This is a genomic window from Pseudomonas veronii, assembly GCF_002028325.1.
GTDB lineage: Bacteria > Pseudomonadota > Gammaproteobacteria > Pseudomonadales > Pseudomonadaceae > Aquipseudomonas > Aquipseudomonas veronii.
This window is the reverse complement of sequence record NZ_CP018420.1, coordinates 4083519-4102740: the sequence shown is the minus strand read 5'-3', so window position 1 is coordinate 4102740 and position 19222 is coordinate 4083519. Positions and strand designations below refer to the sequence as shown.

The window sequence follows — 19222 nt, the reverse complement described above, 5'->3', positions numbered from 1 at the left end:
TCAGTCACTACATGCATGACTGATCCACCGCTATCGGGGGCAAGCCCCCTCTCACATTTTGATCTCCATGGATCAGATAGAGCTCGTTCTGCTCTTGCTCTTGGGCGCGGCCTTATATCCGACCTGATCCTGCAAGCCGAACTCGGTCAGAAATGTGGGAGGGGGCTTGCCCCGATGGCAGTGTGTCAGTCACTACATGCATGACTGATCCACCGCCATCGGGGGCAAGCCCCCTCCCACATTTTGATCTCCATGGATCAGATAGAGCTCGTTCTGCTCTTGCTCTTGGGCGCGGCCTTATATCCGACCTGATCCTGCAAGCCGAACTCGGTCAGAAATGTGGGAGGGGGCTTGCCCCCGATGGCAGTGTGTCAGTCACTACATGCATGACTGATCCACCGCTATCGGGGGCAAGCCCCCTCTCACATTTTGATCTCCATGGATCAGATAGAACTCGTTCTGCTCTGGCTCTTGCTCTTGGGCGGGGCCTTATAGCCGACCTGATCCTGCAAGCCGAACTCGGTCAGAAATGTGGGAGGGGGCTTGCCCCCGATGGCAGTGTGTCAGTCACTACATGCATGACTGATCCACCGCCATCGGGGGCAAGCCCCCTCTCACATTTTGATCTCCATGGATCAGATAGAACTCGTTCTGCTCTTGCTCTGGCTCTGGCTCTGGCTCTGGCTTTTGATCTTGATCTTAGGCGCCCCGTCAACCATGTGTCCGGTCCGTACAGGCTTTTCCAAAGTGACCCGCTGTAAGAGCGGAACCAATAGCTGCCGTAACCTAAACAACGGATATGTACTCAACCCCACCCCCAAAACTGCAACCACCATCCACCCCCCACCAACCCAACACTCAACCCCACACACAACCACCCACCCCAACGCCGCAGCCCCCCAACCCCCCGAAGCTGCCGCCACCCCAACCACAAACACCACCCAACCGCCGCCATCAACAACACGGCCCGCGCCGATTGCACCCAAGCCAACCCCAACCCCTCATACCGCAACAACTTCACCGTGGTCGCCGACAACCCCAGGAACAAACCCGCACCACCGAGGGGCGTCAGCGTCAGCGCCAAGGGCCGAAACAGTGCACGATCACCCGCCACCCACGCGGCCAACCGCAGCAGCAGCCAGCAGCCGCCCCCCAATACCAACGAACTCCCCCCCAGATACAACACAATGCACAAGCCATCCAACCAACTGAAGCTGTCATTGAGCTGCGGATAATGAGTGAGCAGCCACCATGGCGCGTTGTCTTGCAGCGGCCACAGCCAGTCATGGCCGACCAGCCACGTCGCCAGGGTTTGTTTGAGCGCGATAAACCACGGACTGACGGTCCATTGAAACGCCCCCATCGCCAGGCCGATCACACCAAACAGCAACAGCCGCGCGTCCCACACTGAGCCGGGTTGCCGCGGCGCCTGCAGGATCTCCTGATTGCACGAGCGGGCGATCAGTTGCACCGCGCCGCGTTGCCCGCTGCAACGGCCGCAGGCATGGCACTCGCTGGCCCCTTGCAGGCGGCGGATATCCAGCAGCGGCGCGCAGTTGGGCAGCGGCAGGCGGGGCGCGTCGTTGGCTTTCCAGCGTTGCTCATCCACCGCGAAATGCACTGGCGCCAGGCGGGCGAGCAGGGCGAAGACGCCGCTGACCGGGCACAGGTACCGACACCACACGCGCTTGCCGCGCACGAACAACAGGCCGACGATCACCGCGCCGAGGGTCGAGCCGCCGAGAATCAACAGGGCCGCCTGGGCGTAGTCATACACGCTGATCAATTGGCCATAGAGGGTGGTCAGGCAAAAGCCCAGCGTCGGCCAGCCGCCCCAGCGCAGCCAGCGCGGAATACCGAGGCCGCGCCCGTGCTGGCTGGCCCATTCGCTCAGGGAACCTTCCGGGCAGAGCACGCCGCACCACAGGCGCCCGAACAACACCATCGACAGCAACACGAACGGCCACCAGAGGCCCCAGAAGATGAATTGCGCGAGCAGCGTCAGGTTGTTCACCAGGCGCGCCTGGCTGTCCGGCAACGGCAGCAGCGCCGGCAGCACCAGCAGCACGGCGTAGACCAGCACCACCGCCCATTGCACGGCACGGATCAAGCGCCCATGGCGGCGCATGCCATCGCCCAGGCGCTGCAGCCAGCTCATGCCGCGTGCCGCGAACGGCGCAGGCCGTTGCCCACCCACAGCCAATAACCGAGCAGCACCAGCACGGTGACCAGGCTCGGCGCGGCGCGGTAGCCGACAAAGTCAGCCAACATCGCGCCCAGGCCGTGGCTGTCGCTGAGCAGGGTGCTGCTGTCCCAGCGGCTTTCACCGAAGCTTGAATAGACCCACTCGGGCATGTCCATCGCCAGCAATTGCCCGCTGATACGGTCCACGGCCGCCACCAGCAAAGCCCCGCCGAGCAGCAGCAACAGCGCTTCGCTGAGGGCGAAAAACAGCGACCAGGAAATGAAGCGCCGCGTACTGCGCAACAACAGCACCGTGAGCCCCGCCAACACCAGGCCCAGCACGCCGCCGATCGCGAACAGGTTCAGCGCCGGGCCCTGCAGACGCGCGCCGGCACCGTACAGAAACACCACGGTTTCACTGCCTTCGCGGCTCACCGCCAACAGCGTCAATAGCAACACGCCCCAACCGCCCTGGCGCGCCAGGCGTTCATCGGCTTCGCGTACCAGGGTGTTTTTGAGTGTGGCCGCGTGACGATGCATCCAGAACACCATCTGCACCATCAGGCCGCTGGCCAATAACGTCAGCGCCGCTTGCAGCCATTCGCCCTGGGGGCCGGTCATGGCCTCACCGGCCCACAGCATCAAGCCGGCCAGGCCGGCCGAGCAGAACAAGCCCAGGACCACCCCGGCCCACAGGAAACGCCCCAGGCGCGAGTGCGCGGTCTGGCGGCTGATCCAGACCTGCAGAATGCCGATCACCAGCAGCGCCTCGACGCTTTCGCGCCAGACAATAAACATCGATTGATTCATCAACGGCTCCCGGGGCTATTGGGCGAGGATGCTGCCTTCGGGCAACTGTGGGTTGAACTCGTCAAAGAATGGATACAACCCCGGCGTGAGCGGGTGGATCACGACGAAGGTGGTCACGCCGGGCGACAAGACTTTCTCCACGCGCAGCGGCGTGCTCTCGAATTCGGCCGGGCCTTGGCCGAGGTTGTGCAGCACGATCTTGAAGCGCTCGCCGGCCTTGACCGTGAGTTGCGGCGGGATGAAGTGGCCGTCCTGCAAGGTCAGTTCATAGGTCGGCAACGGCGCCGCCAGGGCCGCGCCGCTCAGCAGCAAGCTGCCCAGCAGCAAGGCGCGACGCATCAGTAACCGCCTTTCTTGCCGATGCCGGCATAGACGAATTCGTAGTGGACTTCGCAGCGTTCGAACCACGGTGCGACCCCGGTTTCCTTGTCGGTATGGCGGCCCAGGGACTGGTGGCCGCTGGGCGGCAATACGCTGAAGGTCAGGGTGTATTTGCCCGGGCCTTGCAGCTTGACGTTGTCGCCGTAGTGCGGCCCGTCATTGGCGACCATGGCGTGGAAATCACCGGTGATCGGCGTGTCGCTGCCTTGCTTTTTCAACGTAAAGGACAGGTTCAGGTACGGCACGAAACTGCCTTCCTGGAAGCCTTGGGCATTGTCCGCCGTGGCGCGCACATCGGCTTCAAGGTGGACGTCGGAGTCGGCCGTGGCGCGCATCATGCCGGCGGGTGCCATTTCGATCGGTTGCAGGTACACCGCGCCGATTTCCAGGCCTGGGCAGTGCTGCGGCTCGCCGATCGGGTACTCCTTGGCGAACGCCGCAGAGGTGGACAACAGCAGGACCAGGGACACAGTAGAAGGAATACGCATGGAGGCTTCCTGACGGGTGAGGGGAAAGAACCCGAGTCTAGGAAGGTTGATCGTAAATAATAATGATTCTTGTCAAGTTTCTGCGATATTTCATGTTGGCCAACCTTGACTGCAGTCAAGGCCATGCCCCCTCGAGCAGGTTAGGTTGACTCTATTGTTCGCCGGTAGGGAACCTCATCATGGCCAAGCCTTTTCCGCTGCACCCCAAGCACCCCGAACGCATCTGCTGGGGCTGCGACCGTTATTGCGCCACGACCGATCTGGCCTGTGGCAACGGCGCCGACCGTACCATGCACCCGGCCGAGATGATCGGCGATGACTGGTACGAGCACGGCGACTGGGGACTCACCCCCGAGCCACCTGCCACGGACGAGCCGTCAGCGGCCTGATCAATCAACGCAATGGCTGGTTGTACGGCGGATGGGCGGTTACTCTTCCTACTCAGTTCAGGGAGAGGTGACGCAGATGTCGTTGATCACAACCATCGAAGACTTACGCAAGCTGGCGCAAAAACGTGTTCCAAGGATGTTTTACGACTACGCCGATTCCGGCTCTTGGACTGAAAGCACTTACCGGGCGAATGAAAGCGATTTTGCCCAGATCAAATTCCGCCAACGGGTGGCGCGCAATATCGATAAACGTTCGATCCGCGCCACCATGATCGGCCAGGACATGGCCATGCCAGTCGCCCTGGCGCCCACCGGCCTGGCCGGGATGCAGCATGCCGATGGTGAGATTCTCACCGCTCGTGCCGCTGCTGCCTTTGGCCTGCGCTACACCTTGTCGACCATGAGCATCTGCTCCCTGGAAGACATCGCCGAACAGGTCGGCCAGCCGTTCTGGTTTCAACTCTATGTGATGCGCGACCGCGCCTTTATCGAGCAGTTGATCGAGCGCGCCAAGGCCGCCGGTGTCGATGCGTTGGTGTTGACCCTGGACCTGCAGATCCTCGGCCAACGTCACAAGGACCTGATCAACGGCCTGTCGGCGCCGCCCAGACTGACCCTGCCGAATATCCTCAACATGATGACCAAGCCGCGCTGGGTGATGGGCATGCTCGGCACCAAGCGTCATGGCTTCGGCAATATCGTCGGGCATGTCAAAGGTGTGGCGGACATGAGTTCGCTGTCGGCATGGACCGCCCAACAGTTCGACCCGCGCCTGAGTTGGGACGATGTGGAATGGATCAAGAAATGCTGGGGCGGCAAGTTGATCATCAAGGGCATCCTCGATGTGGAAGATGCGCGCCTGGCGGCGAATGCCGGCGCCGATGCGTTGGTGGTGAGTAACCACGGCGGTCGTCAGTTGGATGGCGCGCCGTCGAGCATCAGCCAATTGCCGGCGATCGTCGAGGCGGTGGGCGAGCGTATTGAAGTGTGGCTCGACGGCGGTATCCGTTCCGGCCAGGACGTGCTCAAGGCCATGGCATTGGGCGCCAAAGGCACCCTGATCGGTCGCCCGCATTTGTACGGTTTGGGCGCGATGGGTGAAGCGGGGGTGACCAAGGCGCTGGAGATCATCGCCCGCGAGTTGGACGTGTCGATGGCGCTGTGCGGGTATAACGATATACGCGATGTGAATCGCGAAATTTTGCTGCCTGGCACCTTTCCCCAAGGCGCGGGCTGAGCAAAAAAATCGTAAAAAAATAAAAAGAGTTGTCCACGAAAACCGTGGGTATCTCTGTGGATAACTTTGCGAGGGCCCGGCAGGGGTTGGCGATTCAACCCAAGATCAATATTTGATCAACTTCTGGCGCGGGCCAGCATAGGCTGGGTTTACGCTTGACAGCCCCGCGCGAACCCAGTGCCGAAAACACATTTTATGAGTCGTTGGCGCGCCCGGTTGAGTGGGTGACAACCTGTGTCGGCATCTTCGCTTGCATCAGGTTGTCCAGCGCTTTGCGATAGCTGCGCCCGGCCAGGCTCATGCTGTTGTTGTGGCTGGCGCCGGGCACCAGCAACAGGCGCTTGGGTTCCTGGGCGGCGGCAAATAATTGCTCGCTGAACCGTGGGGGAACGTAGCGGTCGTCCAGGCCGTGGACCACCAGCAGCGGCATATGGATGTCGGCAATCTTGTCGATGGAATCGAATTTCTGCGACAGCAGCCAGCGCACCGGCAAGGCGGTATCCGCCACGGAATGCCCGTAGATTAGGCGTTTACTGATTGCTTGCAAAGTATTGCGGCATTCAAGCGTCGTCCGCTCAGGCGAGCGTCACCACCTGCACGCGATTGCGTCCATAGGCCTTGGCCTGGTACAGCGCCTGGTCGGCTTGGGACAGTAAGTATGAGAGGTCGTGGCCTGCCGCCGTGGTGGTGACGATGCCGATGCTCACGCTCAAGAACCCCGGCGTCAGCAGGTCCAGTTCGGCAAACCCGCGACGGATGCGCTCGGCCACTTCAAACGCCCCGGCCGCATCGCTGTCGGCCAGCAGGCAGGCGAACTCTTCACCGCCGATACGCGCAAACACATCACCGCTGCGCAGCATGGCCCGCGTCATCTGGCTGAAGGCGATCAGCGCCTGGTCGCCCATGGGGTGGCCGAAGCTGTCGTTCAGGCGCTTGAAGTGGTCCAGGTCGCACAGCAGCAGGGCCGCGCTGCGCTGGCGACGGCTGCAGTCGGCCAGCAGTTTTTCGCCCTTGAGCATAAAGGCGCGGCGGTTGCCGGCGCCGGTCAGCGCATCGCTGAAGGCGGCGGCCTTGAAGCGCAACTCGGCACGCTCCTTGACCATCGCCAGGGTGATGTAGGCAATGCCGATGGCATACAGCATCGATTCAAACAGCATGAACGAGAAAAACGGCACGCCTTCACCCCCCGAGGCCTGGGCGTTTTTCAGCGGCAGGCCGGCGTCGGTGATTGCGCGTATGCCATAGAACGCGGTGTGCCAAAGGATCAGCGCCAGCGCGGGAGCGTAGGCGACTTCCAGGGTCGCGCGGTTGCGCCACAGCTCCAGGGCCGACAGCACGCCATAACCGGCCGCCAGCAGCGAATACAGGGTGACCCGCGCCGACAGCGAACCATAGAACTGCGGCAACAGGCACATCAACAGCCACACGCCACACCCGGCAAAGATCCCCGGCAGGCTCGGCTTGCGCTGCACGAAAGCGCGCATGGCGGTCCAGTTCATCGCGGCGCTGAGCAACAGCACGACATTGCCGAGGATCAACGCGACAAAATCCAGGCCCACGCCGCGCACCGCGATCAGCCCGGTGCCCAGGGTGGCGAGCAGCAGCATGATGCCGAGATAGCCCAGGGTCGGTTCACGGCCACGGCTCCAGGCATGCACGGTGAGCAGGCCCATCAGGCAGAACACGAACACGGCGACTATCAGTAGCGTCGGGATATGCAGCGACATTGCCTTGCCCTTGCAGAGACTTTTTATGGGGCCCGATTGTAGCGGTATGCGACCGGCTTGACGTTGGCGTTGCTGGCGCGACATGCTCCTGCTCCTTTGAGCAAAGGCCCGACCATGGACAACAGCCCCGTTCGCATCACCGCCGAAGAGACGCTCTCGGAGAATTGGTACCTGCTGAAAAAATACAGCTTCGACCTGCGCCGCCGCGACGGCAGCTGGCAGGCCCAGACCCGCGAAGTGTACGACCGGGGCAACGGCGCGACCATCCTGCTGTACAACCGCGCCCAGCGCACTGTGCTGCTGATCCGACAGTTCCGCATGCCCACCTTCGTCAACGACTACCCGGGTTACCTGATCGAAGCCGCGGCCGGGTTGCTGGACAACGCCAGCCCCGAGGAACGCATTCGCCTGGAAGCCGAAGAAGAGACGGGCTATCGCGTGGGGCATGTGGAGAAGATCTATGCGGCATTCATGAGCCCGGGATCGGTGACGGAGCGGATTCACTTTTTCCTCGGCGAATACCAACCGGAGGATCGGGTGGGAATGGGCGGCGGGATCGAAGAGGAAGGCGAGGACATCGAGGTACTGGAACTGGGGTTCGAGCGGGCGTTGGCGATGGTGGCGAGCGGTGAGATCGTGGATGGGAAGACCATCATGCTGTTGCAGCATCTGGAATTGCGGATGTTGAAAGAGGGATGGTGAGAGTGGGGCGTGTCGATATCCGTTTTCTCAAAAGTAGCCAAAACTAGGCTCGGTGTGCCTCAGATCAAAAGCAAAGCGGCCTTGTAGCCGACCTGACTCTGCGAGCCGAACCCGGTCAAAAATGTGGGAGGGGGCTTGCCCCCGATGGCAGTGTGTCAGTCACTACATGCATGACTGATCCACCGCCATCGGGGGCAAGCCCCCTCCCACATTTTGATCTCCATGGATCAGATAGACCTCACTTTGCTCTGGCTCTGGCTCTGGCTTTTGATCTTAGGCGCCCCGTAAAACCACGCTGGCCGAACGCAGGCTTGAATCCGTGGGCAACCCGGCAGGACGCCGGGTTAGCCGTCCTGGGCCAGGGATGGCCCATGACGGCGGCCCACGGATTCAAGCCGGAGTGAGGGCATGCCGAGCCTAGGCGAGGCACCGAGTGGTGGTGCAAGAGCACTTTGGTTACTTTGGGGCTTTTTTTCCAAAGTGACCCGCTGTAAGAGCGGAACCAATAGCTGCCGTTACCTAAATAACGGATATACACACAACCCCAACCCCAACCCCCGACTACCGGCACTTGTCAGAAATTTCCCACAAGAGTACAAATGTACTCCATGACAACCCTAACCCCCCGCCGCACCGCCATCCTGACCTTCATCCGCGACCGTATCGCGCAACAAGGCCAATCCCCCAGCCTCGCCGAGATCGCTGAGGCATTCGGCTTCGCCTCCCGCAGCGTCGCCCGCAAACACGTTGTGGCCCTGACCGAAGCCGGCTTCATCGAAGTCAACCCCAACCAGGCCCGTGGCATTCGCCTGCTCAACCCGCCAGCGCGGCCCGAATGGCTGGACGTCCCGGTCCTGGGCCGTGTCGCCGCCGGTTTGCCCATCGGCGCCGATGCCGAAGTCCACAGCCGCCTGCAACTCGACCCGGCCACTTTCGCGAAAACCCCGGACTATCTGTTGCGGGTGCAGGGCGACTCAATGATCGAAGACGGCATCCTCGACGGCGATTTGGTGGGCGTGCGCCGCAGTGCCGAAGCCGTGAACGGGCAGATTGTGGTGGCGCGCCTGGACGGTGAAGTCACCATCAAACGTTTCGAACGCAATGGCGACAGCGTGCGGCTGCTGCCGCGCAACCCCGCGTATCAACCCATCGTGGTCGGGCCCGATCAGGACCTGGCCATCGAAGGCGTGTTCTGCGGCCTGGTGAGGCAAGGCTGATGGGCGCCGTCGTTGCCCTGGACGCGCTGTTCAATGGCGGGCGCGTGTGGAAGGGCCGGCCCGCCGCGCCACCGGCCAGTGTTCACCCCACGGGGCTGGCGGCGCTGGATGCGGTGCTGCCCACGGGCGGCTGGCCGGAGTCGGCCCTCAGCGAAATCCTCATGGCCAAGGACGGCGTGGGCGAACTGCAACTGGTGTTGCCGACCCTGGCACGTTTGTCGGCGGCGGGAGAGCGCATAGTGCTGGTGGCGCCGCCCTACACGCCGTACCCCCACGCCTGGCAGAACGCCGGGGTGGATTTGCGTCAGCTCGCGGTGGTCCGGGCCGAGGAGCGGGATGCGTTGTGGGCGGTCGAGCAGTGCCTGCGTTCGGGCAGTTGCGGTGCGGTGTTGTGCTGGCCGCGCAAGGCCGATGATCGTGCCTTGCGGCGCTTGCAGGTGGCGGCGGAAACCGGGCAGACCCTGGCGTTTGCCTGGCGCGCCCTGAGTGACGCGCTCAACGCCTCGCCGGCCGCTCTGCGCCTGGCGGTCGACGCCCGGCCCGCGCAAGTGCGGGTGCTCAAGTGCCGGGGCGGGCTGGCCCACCCGGCGCCGATTGCGCTGGCCGGGCACTGAGGTTGGCATGCGCTGGGTGTGTATTGTCTTCCCGCAATTGGCGCTGGACGCGGTGCAGCGTATGCATCCGACGCCGCACGAGCCGCTGGCGCTGCTGGCCGGCACGCCGCAGCGGCGCGTCCTGCAAACCGTCAACGCGGCCGCGCATGCCTTGGGCCTGCGCTCCGGTCAATCGCTGACGGCGGCGCATGCGCTGGTCAAAACCTTTGCCTGCGCCGAATACGACCCCGTGGAGATCGAACGCTGGCAGCAGTTTCTGGCGGCCTGGGCCTACCAGTTCAGTTCCCAGGTCAGCGTGTTTTACCCGCGCGCCTTGCTGTTTGAGATCGAGTCGAGCCTGGGCCTGTTCGGGCCCTGGCCGCGCTTCGAGGCCCGCCTGCGCAAAGAGCTGAGCGAGCTGGGCTTTCGTCATCGCATCGTCGCTGCGCCCAACCCGGCGGCGGCGCGGGTGCTGGCGAACCGCTACGATGGCCTGGCCGTGGCCGATGATCACGCGTTGATGCAGGCCTTGGCGCCACTGCCCATCGACCGCGCCGGCCTGGACCCGCAGGCCGCTATCGCCTTGTCGCGCATGGGCTTGCGCAGCCTGGCCCAGGTGCAGGCGTTGCCCCGGCACACACTGGCGCGGCGCTTCGATGCGGCGTTGCTCAAGCATCTGGATGCCCTGAGCGGGCAGCGGCCGTTGGCGCTGGGCTTCTATCAGCCGCCGGACCGCTTCGATGTACGCATCGAGCTGAACTACGACGTGCAATCCCACCAGGCCCTGTTATTCCCGCTGCGCCGCCTGACCGGCGACCTGTCCGCCTTCCTCTGTGGCCGCGACAGTGGCGTCCAGCGTTTCGCCCTGCACCTGGAACACGCCCAGGCCCCCGACAGCGTGATCCCGGTCGGCCTGCTCAGCGCCGAGCGTGAAGCGCCGATGCTGTTCGAACTGGCCCGCGGGCGTCTGGAGCAGGTGCAAGTGACGTCCCCCGTGCGCGGTGTTCGCCTGGTGGCCCAGGACCTGCCGGTGTTCGTGCCGCAACGCCAGGACCTGTTCGACGACCGCCCGCAACAGACCCTGCCCTGGGCGCAACTGCGCGAACGCCTGCGCGCCCGGCTTGGCGATGAGGCGGTACACGGCCTGCGCTTTCACGCCGACCACCGCCCCGAATGTGCCTGGCAAGCGGCGACCGATAAAAACCCGTGCCCTACTTTGAACAACGTGCAACGCCCCGGCTGGCTGCTCGCCGAGCCGACCTTGCTGGCCGAGGCGGGCGTGCAGATCCTGAAGGGCCCGGAGCGCATCGAATCGGGCTGGTGGGATGGCGCCGATATCCGCCGCGACTATTACCTGATCCAGACCCGCGCCGGCCAGCAAGGCTGGGCCTACCGCACCGTGGGACAATGCGACGGGTTGTGGCTGCAAGGCTGGTTCGCATGAGTTACGCCGAGCTGCATTGCCTGTCCAACTTCAGCTTCCAGCGCGGCGCCTCCACGGCGCTGGAGTTGTTCGAGCGGGCCAAGCGCGAGGGCTACAGCGCCCTGGCGATCACTGACGAATGCACCCTGGCTGGCATCGTGCGCGCCTGGCAGGCGGCGAAAGCGGTGGGTTTGCCGCTGATCATCGGCAGTGAGATGCGCGTCGAAAACGGCCCGAAACTGCTACTGCTGGTGGAAGACCTCAGCGGCTACCAGCACCTGTGCCGCTTGATCACCCTGGCCCGGCGGCGGGCGGAGAAGGGCCGTTATCGCCTGCTGCCAGAAGACTTCGACCAACCGCTGCCCGGCCTGTTGGCGCTCTGGATTGCCGAAGACAGCGACACCCAGGCCTCGATCCAATGGCTGCGCCGTACCTTCGCCGAGCGCCTGTGGCTGGCGGTGCATCTGCATTGCGGGCAGGACGATGCGCGTCACCTGGAGCAACGCCTGGCCCTGGCCGCCAGCCTGCAGCTCCCGGCGGTGGCCTGCGGCGATGTGCATATGCATGCCCGCGGCCGCCGCGCCCTGCAAGACACCATGACCGCCATCCGCCATCACGTACCGGTGGCCGAAGCCGGCACGCGCCTGCATCCCAATGGCGAGCGGCATCTGCGCAGCCTGTCGGCGTTACAGGCGTTGTATCCGCCGTCGTTGCTCGACGAAACCCTGGCCATCGCGCGCCGTTGCACCTTCGACCTCAGCCAACTGCGCTACCACTATCCGCGTGAGCTGGTGCCCGCCGGCCATGACGCCCGATCCTGGCTGCGCGCCGTCACCGAAGAAGGCATCGCCCGGCGCTGGCCGCAAGGGGTCGGCGCCAAGACCCGGCAGCAGATCGACCGCGAGTTGGAACTGATCAGCGAGCTGGGCTATGAAAGCTATTTCCTCACGGTGCATGACATCGTGCGCTTTGCCCGCAGCCGTTCGATCCTGTGCCAGGGCCGGGGTTCGGCGGCCAACTCGGCGGTGTGTTTCGCCTTGGGCATCACCGAGATCAACCCGAGCCTGATGAACATGCTGTTCGAGCGCTTCCTGTCCCGGGAGCGTAACGAGCCGCCGGACATCGACGTCGACTTCGAACACGAACGCCGCGAAGAGGTGCTGCAATACGTGTTCCAGCGCTACGGCCGCACCCGCGCAGCACTGACGGCGGTGGTCAGCAGCTACCACGGTGCCGGCGCGGTGCGCGATGTGGCCAAGGCCCTGGGTTTGCCGCCGGACCAGGTCAATGCCCTGGCCGAGTGCTGCGGGCGCTGGAGTGACCAAGCGCCGCCCCTGGAACGCCTGCGCGAGGGCGGTTTCGACCCCGACAGCCCGGTGCTGCGCCGCATACTCGCGCTGACCCAGCAACTGATCGGCTTCCCCCGGCACCTGTCCCAGCACCCCGGCGGCTTCGTGATTTCCGAACACCCGCTGGACACCCTGGTGCCGGTGGAAAATGCGGCGATGGCCGAGCGCACCATCATCCAGTGGGACAAGGACGACCTCGACGCCGTCGGCCTGCTCAAGGTGGATATCCTCGCCCTGGGCATGCTCAGCGCGATCCGCCGCTGTTTCGACCTGCTGCGTCGCCACCGTGGCCACGACCTGTGCCTGGCGACGATCCCCAAGGAAGACCCGGCCACCTACGCAATGATCAGCAAGGCCGACACCCTCGGCGTGTTCCAGATCGAGTCGCGGGCGCAGATGTCGATGTTGCCCAGGCTCAAGCCGCAGACCTTTTACGACCTGGTGATTGAAGTCGCCATCGTGCGCCCGGGGCCGATCCAGGGCGGCATGGTGCATCCGTACCTGCGGCGGCGGAACAAAGAGGAGCCCACCACCTATCCGTCGCCGCAGCTTGAAGCGGTGCTCGAACGCACCCTCGGCGTGCCGTTGTTCCAGGAACAGGTGATGCAGATCGCCATGGTTGCCGCCGATTACAGCCCCGGTGAAGCTGATCAGTTGCGCCGTTCCATGGCGGCCTGGAAGCGTCACGGCGGCCTTGAACCGCACCAGCAACGCTTGCGCACCGGTATGCTCAAAAACGGCTACAGCGAAGCCTTCGCCGCGCAGATCTTCGAGCAGATCAAGGGTTTTGGCAGCTATGGCTTCCCGGAATCCCACGCCGCCAGTTTTGCCTTGTTGACCTACGCCAGTTGCTGGCTCAAATGCCATGAACCGGCGGCCTTCGCCTGTGCGTTGATCAACAGTTGGCCCATGGGGTTCTACAGCCCGGACCAGATCCTGCAGGACGCGCGGCGCCATGGTTTGCAGATCCGCCCGGTGGACGTGCAGGCCAGTGACTGGGATTGCAGCCTGGAACCCATCGCTGGCGCGCAACCGGCGATTCGCCTGGGGTTGCGCATGATCGCGGGGTTTCGCGAAGAGGATGGGCGACGGATCGAAGCGGCGCGCGAGCACCGTGCATTCAGCGACATTGCCGACCTCGACCGACGCGCCGGGCTGGATCCCCGCGCCCAAGCCTTGCTGGCGGATGCCGGAGCCTTGCGGGCGTTGGCCGGCAGCCGGCACACGGCGCGCTGGGAAGTGGCGGGGGTACACAAACAACTCGGGCTGTTCGCCGGCCTGCCCAGCCCCGACGAAGCGCGGGTGGAGTTGCCGACACCCACGGTGGGCGAAGACCTGCAGGCCGATTACGCCACGCTCGGCACCACCCTGGGCCCGCATCCATTGGCGTTGTTGCGCGATGAATTGCGCAAACGGCGCTGCCGCAGTTCCCGCGAGCTGATGGCGGTGGAGCATGGCCGCACTGTCAGCGTCGCCGGCCTGGTGACCGGTCGCCAGCGCCCCGGCACCGCCAGCGGTGTGACCTTTGTCACCTTGGAGGATGAATTCGGCAACCTGAATGTGGTGGTCTGGCGCGACCTGGCAGAACGTCAGCGCCAGGCCCTGGTCGGCTCGCGCCTGCTCAAGGTGGACGGGCGCTGGGAGGCGGTGGGCGAGGTGCGGCACCTGATCGCTGGGCGCCTCACCGACCTGTCGCCGTTGCTGCAAGGCATCGCCGTGCGCAGCCGGGATTTTCACTGAGCGCAGTTGCCCCGGCCTGCGTGGATAAGCTATATGCAATGAAACGAAATCCCGCACCTGCTGAGCCCGACATTCATCTGCTGAGCAAGCCCTATAACCCCGAAACCCAGACGCATCGGGTGCGCCGCGTGCTTGCCGCGCCACAAGGTTGACCATGACTTCATCGCGCAACATCCCTCAGATCACCACCCAACACCTTGGGTTCGTCCGGGTTCGCGGCGCTCGCGAACATAACCTGCGTAACGTCGATGTGGATATCCCGCGGGATGCCCTGGTGGTGTTTACCGGCGTGTCCGGTTCCGGCAAGTCGTCCCTGGCTTTTTCCACGGTGTATGCCGAGGCCCAGCGGCGCTATTTCGAATCGGTGGCGCCCTATGCGCGACGCCTGATCGATCAGGTCGGCGTGCCCGATGTGGACTCCATCGAAGGCCTGCCGCCTGCCGTGGCCCTGCAACAACAGCGCGGCACGCCGAGTGCGCGTTCGTCGGTGGGCAGTGTCACGACGTTGTCCAGCCTGATCCGCATGCTCTATTCGCGCGTCGGCAGTTATCCGCCGGGGCAGGCGATGCTGTATGCCGAGGACTTTTCGCCGAACCTGCCCCAGGGCGCCTGCCCGCAATGCCACGGCCTGGGCCGCGTGTATGAGGTGACCGAGGCGCTGATGGTGCCCGATCCCTCGCTGACCATCCGCCAGCGTGCGGTCGCGTCCTGGCCCTTGGCGTGGCAAGGCCAGAACCTGCGCGACATCCTGGTGACCCTGGGCTATGACGTCGACATCCCGTGGCGTGATTTGCCGAAAAAGCAGCGCGACTGGATCCTGTTCACCGAAGAAACCCCGACCGTGCCGGTGTACGCCGGTTTCACCCCGGAGCAGACCCGCGAGGCGCTGAAGCGCAAGCTGGAGCCGAGCTACCAGGGCACGTTCAGCGGCGCGCGGCGCTATATCCTGCACACCTTCAGCCACACCCAAAGTGCGCTGATGAAAAAGCGTGTCGCGCAGTTCATGCAGGGCAGCGCCTGCCCGTTGTGCGACGGCAAGCGGCTGACCCAGGCGGCGTTGTCGGTGAAGTTTGCCGGGGTGGACATCGGCGAACTCTCGCAACTGTCGCTGACTCAATTGGCCGAGCTGCTGCGGCCGGTGGCGGCGGGGCAAGACACGATGAAACTGTCGCTGGAAAAGCGCCTGGCCGCCCAGCGCATCGCCGAGGATCTGCTCGAACGGGTCAGCACCCTGACCGAGCTGGGGCTGGGCTATCTGTCCCTGGAGCGCAGCACGCCGACCTTGTCGTCTGGCGAGTTGCAGCGCTTGCGCCTGGCTACGCAACTGGGCTCGCAGTTGTTCGGCGTGATCTATGTGCTGGATGAGCCGTCGGCGGGGCTGCACCCGGCGGATGGCGAAGCGCTGTTCACTGCGCTGGCGCGTTTGAAAGCCGCCGGCAATTCGTTGTTTGTGGTGGAACACGACCTGGAAACCATGCGCCGCGCCGACTGGCTGATCGACGTCGGACCGGCGGCCGGTGAACACGGCGGGCAAGTGTTGTACAGCGGACCGCCGGCGGGTTTGGCGCAGGTTGAAGCGTCGCAGACCCGTGAGTATCTGTTTGCCGAACGGCGCCCGGCCAATCCCCGGCGCCGCGAACCGACCGGCTGGCTGAGCCTGGAGGGCGTCACACGTAATAATCTCAAGGATTTGAGTGTCGATTTCCCGCTGGGTTGCTTCACTGCGGTGACCGGTATTTCCGGCTCGGGCAAATCCAGCCTGGTCAGCCAGGCGCTGCTGGAGTTGGTGGGCAGCGGCCTCGGCCGCGTGCCGGAAAGCGACGACGAACCGAGCCTGGAAGACGATGCCCCGCCCACCAGCGGCGGGTGCATCAGCGCCGGGCTGGAACGGATTCACCGGCTGGTGCAGGTGGACCAGAAACCCATCGGCCGCACCCCGCGCTCCAACCTGGCGACCTATACCGGGCTGTTCGACAACGTGCGCAAACTGTTCGCTGCCACAGCGGCCGCGAAGCAGCGTGATTACGATGCGGGGCAGTTTTCTTTCAATGTCGCCAAGGGCCGCTGCGCGAATTGCGAGGGCGAAGGGTTCGTCAGCGTTGAGTTGCTGTTCATGCCCAGCGTGTATGCGCCGTGCCCGACCTGCCACGGGGCGCGCTACAACCCCGAGACCCTGGCGATCCAATGGCAAGGTTTGAACATTGCCCAAGTGCTCGGCTTGACCGTCGAGCAGGCGGTGGCGGTGTTCGCCGAGCAGCCGGGGGTGCTGCGGTCGTTGCTGGTGCTGCGCGACATCGGCCTGGGCTATCTGCGCCTCGGCCAACCGGCGACGGAACTGTCCGGGGGCGAAGCGCAGCGCATCAAGCTGGCCACTGAGTTGCAACGCAATGCCCGGGGCGCCACCTTGTATGTGCTGGACGAACCGACGACCGGCCTGCACCCACGGGATGTGGACCGCTTGCTCCGCCAGTTGAACCATCTGGTCGACGCCGGGCATACGGTGGTTGTGGTGGAGCATGAAATGCGCGTGGTGGCCCAGAGTGACTGGGTGATCGATATCGGGCCGGGCGCTGGGGACCTGGGCGGCAAGGTGGTTGCCAGCGGCACGCCGCGACAGGTGGCGAAGAGCAAGAAAAGCCGCACCGCGCCGTTCCTCGCCCGAGAGCTGGTCTGACCATCAATGGGGCGCACTTCAGTGGTTCAGGTACTCATGCAGTGACTGACACTCCGCTATCGGGGGCAAGCCCCCTCCCACATGGGAGAGTGGGGCTCACCGCCGGCACCCGAGCATGAGCAAATGCCACTAACCCCGCCGATCTACCAAGGGAATGCGGTCAATGTGGGAGGGGGCTTGCCCCCGATAGCGGAGTGTCAGTCACCGTTGTGATCAATGTTCCTGCCGTTGGATCTGTTGCTTGGCCAGCTTCACCATATTCTCCACGGTAAACCCGAACTTCTCCTGCAACTTGGCCAGGGGCGCCGATGCGCCAAAGCTGTTCATCACCACTTTGGCGCCGGTCTGTCCGACATAGCGGTCCCAGCCCAAGGGGCCGGCCTGTTCCACCACCACCCGCGCGGTCACCGCTGGCGGCAGTACGCTGTCGCGGTAGGCGGTGGGCTGCTCTTCGAACAGCTCCCAGCTGGGCATCGAGACCACCTGCGCGGCAATGCCTTCGCCTTTGAGCTGTTCATACGCCGCCACCGCCAGGCTGACTTCGCTGCCGGTTGCCAGCAGGATGACCTCGGGGTGTGCGGCGCCGGCCAGCACATAGGCTCCCTTGGCGGCACCGGACGCGGCTGCGTACTGCGTGCGGTCCAGAGTCGGCAGCGGTTGGCGCGACAACACCATGCAGCTCGGCCGGTGAGTCTGGGCCAGGGCAACCTTCCACAGTTCCAGGGTTTCATTCGCGTCGCCGGGACGCAGGGTCAGCAACCCCGGCGTGGCGCGCAGTTGGCTCAGGTGTTCGATCGGCTGGTGCGTCGGGCCGTCTTCGCCGACGCCGATCGAGTCATGGGTAAACACGAACACCACCGGCAATTCCATGATTGCCGCGAGGCGGATCGGCGGCTTCATGTAGTCGCTGAACACCAGGAACGTCGAGGTGTACGGGCGCAGGTAGGACAGCGCCATGCCATTGGCGATCGCCCCCATGGCATGTTCACGGATGCCGAAGTGCAGGTTGCGTCCGCTGTAGTCGTCGGCACTGAAACGTCCGGCGCCGTCGAAGGTCAGGTTGGTTTTGGTCGACGGCGACAAATCCGCCGAGCCGCCCAGCAGCCAGGGAATCTGCCGGGCGAAGGCATTCAGCACCGCGCCGCCGGCGGCACGGCTGGCCACGCCCTTGGCGTCGGGGTCGAAGCTGGGCAGTTCAGCTTGCCATTGCTCGGGCATGTTCCCGGCGCGCATGCGTTGCAGTTCGTCGGCCAGTTGCGGGTCGAGGGACGCCAGGGTTTGCTGCCACTGTCGGTACAACGGCTCGGCCCGCGCGTGCAATGCATCACGCAACACCGTGCGCGCCTCCTCGGGCACCAGGAAGCTGGCGTCTTCCGGCCAGCCATACGCGGCCTTGGTCAGGCGGATCTCCGCCTCGCCCAGCGGCTCGCCATGGGCGGCGGCGGTGTTGTGTTTGTGCGGCGAGCCGTAGCCGATCACGCTGTCGACCACGATCAGGGTCGGCGCACCGGTATTGCGCTGGAAGGTCTGCAGCGCCGTGCTCAGAGCACTCAGGTCGTTGGCATCGGTCACATGCAAGGTGTGCCAGCCATAGGCCTGGAAACGCTGGATCACGTCCTCGCTGAAGGCCAGTTCGGTGTGGCCTTCGATGCTGATGGTGTTGTTGTCATAGATCCAGCACAGGTTGTCCAACCGCAAATGCCCGGCCAGGGAGGCGGCTTCGCTGCTGATGCCTTCCATCATGTCGCCGTCGCCGCACAGGGTGTAGACGTTGTAGTCGAACAGCACCTGGCCGTCGCGGTTGAAGCGCTCGCCCAGCCAGCGCCCGGCCATGGCCATGCCGACGCTGTTGGCGCACCCCTGGCCGAGGGGGCCGGTGGTGGTTTCTACGCCGGTGGTCATGCGGTACTCGGGGTGGCCTGGGGTCTTGGAGCCCATCTGCCGGAACTGCTGGATATCGTCCAGGCTGATCGCCGGCTGCCCCGAGCGCTGGCCCTGGGCATCGATCTCGACCACGCCGGCCAGGTGCAGCAACGAATACAGCAGCATCGACGCATGCCCCACCGACAACACAAAGCGGTCACGGTTGGGCCAGTCGGGATGCTCCGGGTGATAACGCAGGAAGCGACTCCACAGCGTATACCCCACCGGCGCCAGGCCCATGGGCGTGCCGGGGTGGCCGGAATTGGCCTTCTGCACGGCATCCATGGCCAGGGTGCGCAGGGTGTTGATGCATTGGGTGTCGACAGCGGTGGCGGCGTGATTCATGAAACCGGTCTCCCTCGGGTGGCGATCTACAGTGGAGGGC

At 64.4% G+C, this 19222-nt stretch carries 14 protein-coding genes and 1 pseudogene; 8 read left to right on the top strand and 7 right to left on the bottom strand.

Annotated elements, in window-relative coordinates; all coding sequences use genetic code 11:
- Positions 1 to 805 precede the first annotated feature (805 nt).
- The 4 genes from PverR02_RS18525 to PverR02_RS18510 are packed head-to-tail and all read right to left on the bottom strand — an operon-like array spanning position 806 to position 3863.
- On the bottom strand, positions 806 to 2158 hold the full coding sequence (locus tag PverR02_RS18525) for a 4Fe-4S binding protein (protein ID WP_079444111.1): 1353 nt from the start codon (positions 2156 to 2158) through the stop codon (positions 806 to 808).
- A complete protein-coding gene (locus PverR02_RS18520; protein ID WP_046383091.1) occupies positions 2155 to 2994 on the bottom strand; it encodes an FTR1 family iron permease in 840 nt (279 codons plus the stop codon). Before PverR02_RS18520 ends, PverR02_RS18525 begins: the two co-directional genes overlap by 4 nt.
- A 15-nt stretch (positions 2995 to 3009) precedes the next feature.
- Entirely contained in the window at positions 3010 to 3333 is a 324-nt protein-coding gene (locus PverR02_RS18515) for a cupredoxin domain-containing protein (protein WP_017849310.1), read from the bottom strand.
- Positions 3333 to 3863: an iron transporter gene (locus tag PverR02_RS18510; protein ID WP_017849309.1), complete on the bottom strand. Its 531-nt coding sequence runs from the start codon at positions 3861 to 3863 to the stop codon at positions 3333 to 3335. The genes PverR02_RS18515 and PverR02_RS18510 overlap by 1 nt, the downstream gene beginning before the upstream one ends.
- A 179-nt stretch (positions 3864 to 4042) precedes the next feature.
- On the opposite strand from PverR02_RS18510, the gene PverR02_RS18505 reads away from it, so the two are divergent.
- Both PverR02_RS18505 and PverR02_RS18500 read left to right on the top strand, forming a co-directional pair.
- Positions 4043 to 4252, top strand: coding sequence for a DUF3079 domain-containing protein (locus PverR02_RS18505; protein ID WP_017849308.1), 210 nt, complete (start codon positions 4043 to 4045; stop codon positions 4250 to 4252).
- Positions 4253 to 4328: 76 nt separating this feature from the next.
- Complete coding sequence (locus PverR02_RS18500) at positions 4329 to 5489, top strand: alpha-hydroxy acid oxidase (RefSeq protein WP_079444110.1); 1161 nt, start codon at positions 4329 to 4331, stop codon at positions 5487 to 5489.
- Between the two features lie 193 nt (positions 5490 to 5682).
- On the opposite strand, the pseudogene PverR02_RS18495 reads toward PverR02_RS18500, so the two are convergent.
- Together PverR02_RS18495 and PverR02_RS18490 are read right to left on the bottom strand one after the other, a co-directional pair.
- A pseudogene (locus PverR02_RS18495) lies at positions 5683 to 6000 on the bottom strand (alpha/beta hydrolase); the annotation flags it as partial.
- A 64-nt stretch (positions 6001 to 6064) separates the two neighbouring features.
- Positions 6065 to 7216, bottom strand: coding sequence for a GGDEF domain-containing protein (locus tag PverR02_RS18490; RefSeq protein ID WP_079444109.1), 1152 nt, complete (start codon positions 7214 to 7216; stop codon positions 6065 to 6067).
- Between the two features lie 114 nt (positions 7217 to 7330).
- Between PverR02_RS18490 and PverR02_RS18485 the strand changes: the two genes are divergently transcribed.
- The 6 genes from PverR02_RS18485 to PverR02_RS18460 all read left to right on the top strand — a co-directional run bounded on the left by PverR02_RS18485 (position 7331) and on the right by PverR02_RS18460 (position 16914).
- Positions 7331 to 7918 carry an NUDIX domain-containing protein gene (locus tag PverR02_RS18485; RefSeq protein WP_017849304.1) on the top strand — a complete coding sequence of 196 codons (588 nt, stop codon included), beginning with the start codon at positions 7331 to 7333 and terminating at the stop codon, positions 7916 to 7918.
- 599 nt (positions 7919 to 8517) lie between these two features.
- Positions 8518 to 9135, top strand: a complete 618-nt coding sequence (gene lexA, locus PverR02_RS18480) for a transcriptional repressor LexA (RefSeq protein ID WP_017846678.1) — start codon at positions 8518 to 8520, stop codon at positions 9133 to 9135.
- Positions 9135 to 9749: a translesion DNA synthesis-associated protein ImuA gene (gene imuA / locus PverR02_RS18475; protein ID WP_017846677.1), complete on the top strand. Its 615-nt coding sequence runs from the start codon at positions 9135 to 9137 to the stop codon at positions 9747 to 9749. Before lexA ends, imuA begins: the two co-directional genes overlap by 1 nt.
- Before the next feature lie 7 nt (positions 9750 to 9756).
- Positions 9757 to 11172: a Y-family DNA polymerase gene (locus tag PverR02_RS18470; protein WP_057006075.1), complete on the top strand. Its 1416-nt coding sequence runs from the start codon at positions 9757 to 9759 to the stop codon at positions 11170 to 11172.
- Positions 11148 to 14240 carry an error-prone DNA polymerase gene (locus PverR02_RS18465; RefSeq protein WP_167379487.1) on the top strand — a complete coding sequence of 1031 codons (3093 nt, stop codon included), beginning with the start codon at positions 11148 to 11150 and terminating at the stop codon, positions 14238 to 14240. The genes PverR02_RS18470 and PverR02_RS18465 overlap by 25 nt, the downstream gene beginning before the upstream one ends.
- A gap of 154 nt (positions 14241 to 14394) precedes the next feature.
- Positions 14395 to 16914 (top strand): excinuclease ABC subunit UvrA, encoded by a 2520-nt coding sequence (locus PverR02_RS18460; RefSeq protein ID WP_079444107.1) that lies wholly within the window; start codon positions 14395 to 14397, stop codon positions 16912 to 16914.
- Positions 16915 to 17127: 213 nt separating this feature from the next.
- On the opposite strand, the gene tkt is transcribed toward PverR02_RS18460, so the two are convergent.
- Positions 17128 to 19182, bottom strand: a complete 2055-nt coding sequence (gene tkt / locus PverR02_RS18455) for a transketolase (protein WP_079444106.1) — start codon at positions 19180 to 19182, stop codon at positions 17128 to 17130.
- Between the last annotated feature and the right edge of the window lie 40 nt (positions 19183 to 19222).

Coding starts and splice junctions, on each gene's coding strand:
- PverR02_RS18525 (WP_079444111.1), bottom strand. CDS start 2,158: ATGAGCTGGCTGCAGCGCCTGGGCGATGGCATGCGCCGCCATGGGCGC.
- PverR02_RS18520 (WP_046383091.1), bottom strand. CDS start 2,994: ATGAATCAATCGATGTTTATTGTCTGGCGCGAAAGCGTCGAGGCGCTG.
- PverR02_RS18515 (WP_017849310.1), bottom strand. CDS start 3,333: ATGCGTCGCGCCTTGCTGCTGGGCAGCTTGCTGCTGAGCGGCGCGGCC.
- PverR02_RS18510 (WP_017849309.1), bottom strand. CDS start 3,863: ATGCGTATTCCTTCTACTGTGTCCCTGGTCCTGCTGTTGTCCACCTCT.
- PverR02_RS18505 (WP_017849308.1), top strand. CDS start 4,043: ATGGCCAAGCCTTTTCCGCTGCACCCCAAGCACCCCGAACGCATCTGC.
- PverR02_RS18500 (WP_079444110.1), top strand. CDS start 4,329: ATGTCGTTGATCACAACCATCGAAGACTTACGCAAGCTGGCGCAAAAA.
- PverR02_RS18490 (WP_079444109.1), bottom strand. CDS start 7,216: ATGTCGCTGCATATCCCGACGCTACTGATAGTCGCCGTGTTCGTGTTC.
- PverR02_RS18485 (WP_017849304.1), top strand. CDS start 7,331: ATGGACAACAGCCCCGTTCGCATCACCGCCGAAGAGACGCTCTCGGAG.
- lexA (WP_017846678.1), top strand. CDS start 8,518: ATGTACTCCATGACAACCCTAACCCCCCGCCGCACCGCCATCCTGACC.
- imuA (WP_017846677.1), top strand. CDS start 9,135: ATGGGCGCCGTCGTTGCCCTGGACGCGCTGTTCAATGGCGGGCGCGTG.
- PverR02_RS18470 (WP_057006075.1), top strand. CDS start 9,757: ATGCGCTGGGTGTGTATTGTCTTCCCGCAATTGGCGCTGGACGCGGTG.
- PverR02_RS18460 (WP_079444107.1), top strand. CDS start 14,395: ATGACTTCATCGCGCAACATCCCTCAGATCACCACCCAACACCTTGGG.
- tkt (WP_079444106.1), bottom strand. CDS start 19,182: ATGAATCACGCCGCCACCGCTGTCGACACCCAATGCATCAACACCCTG.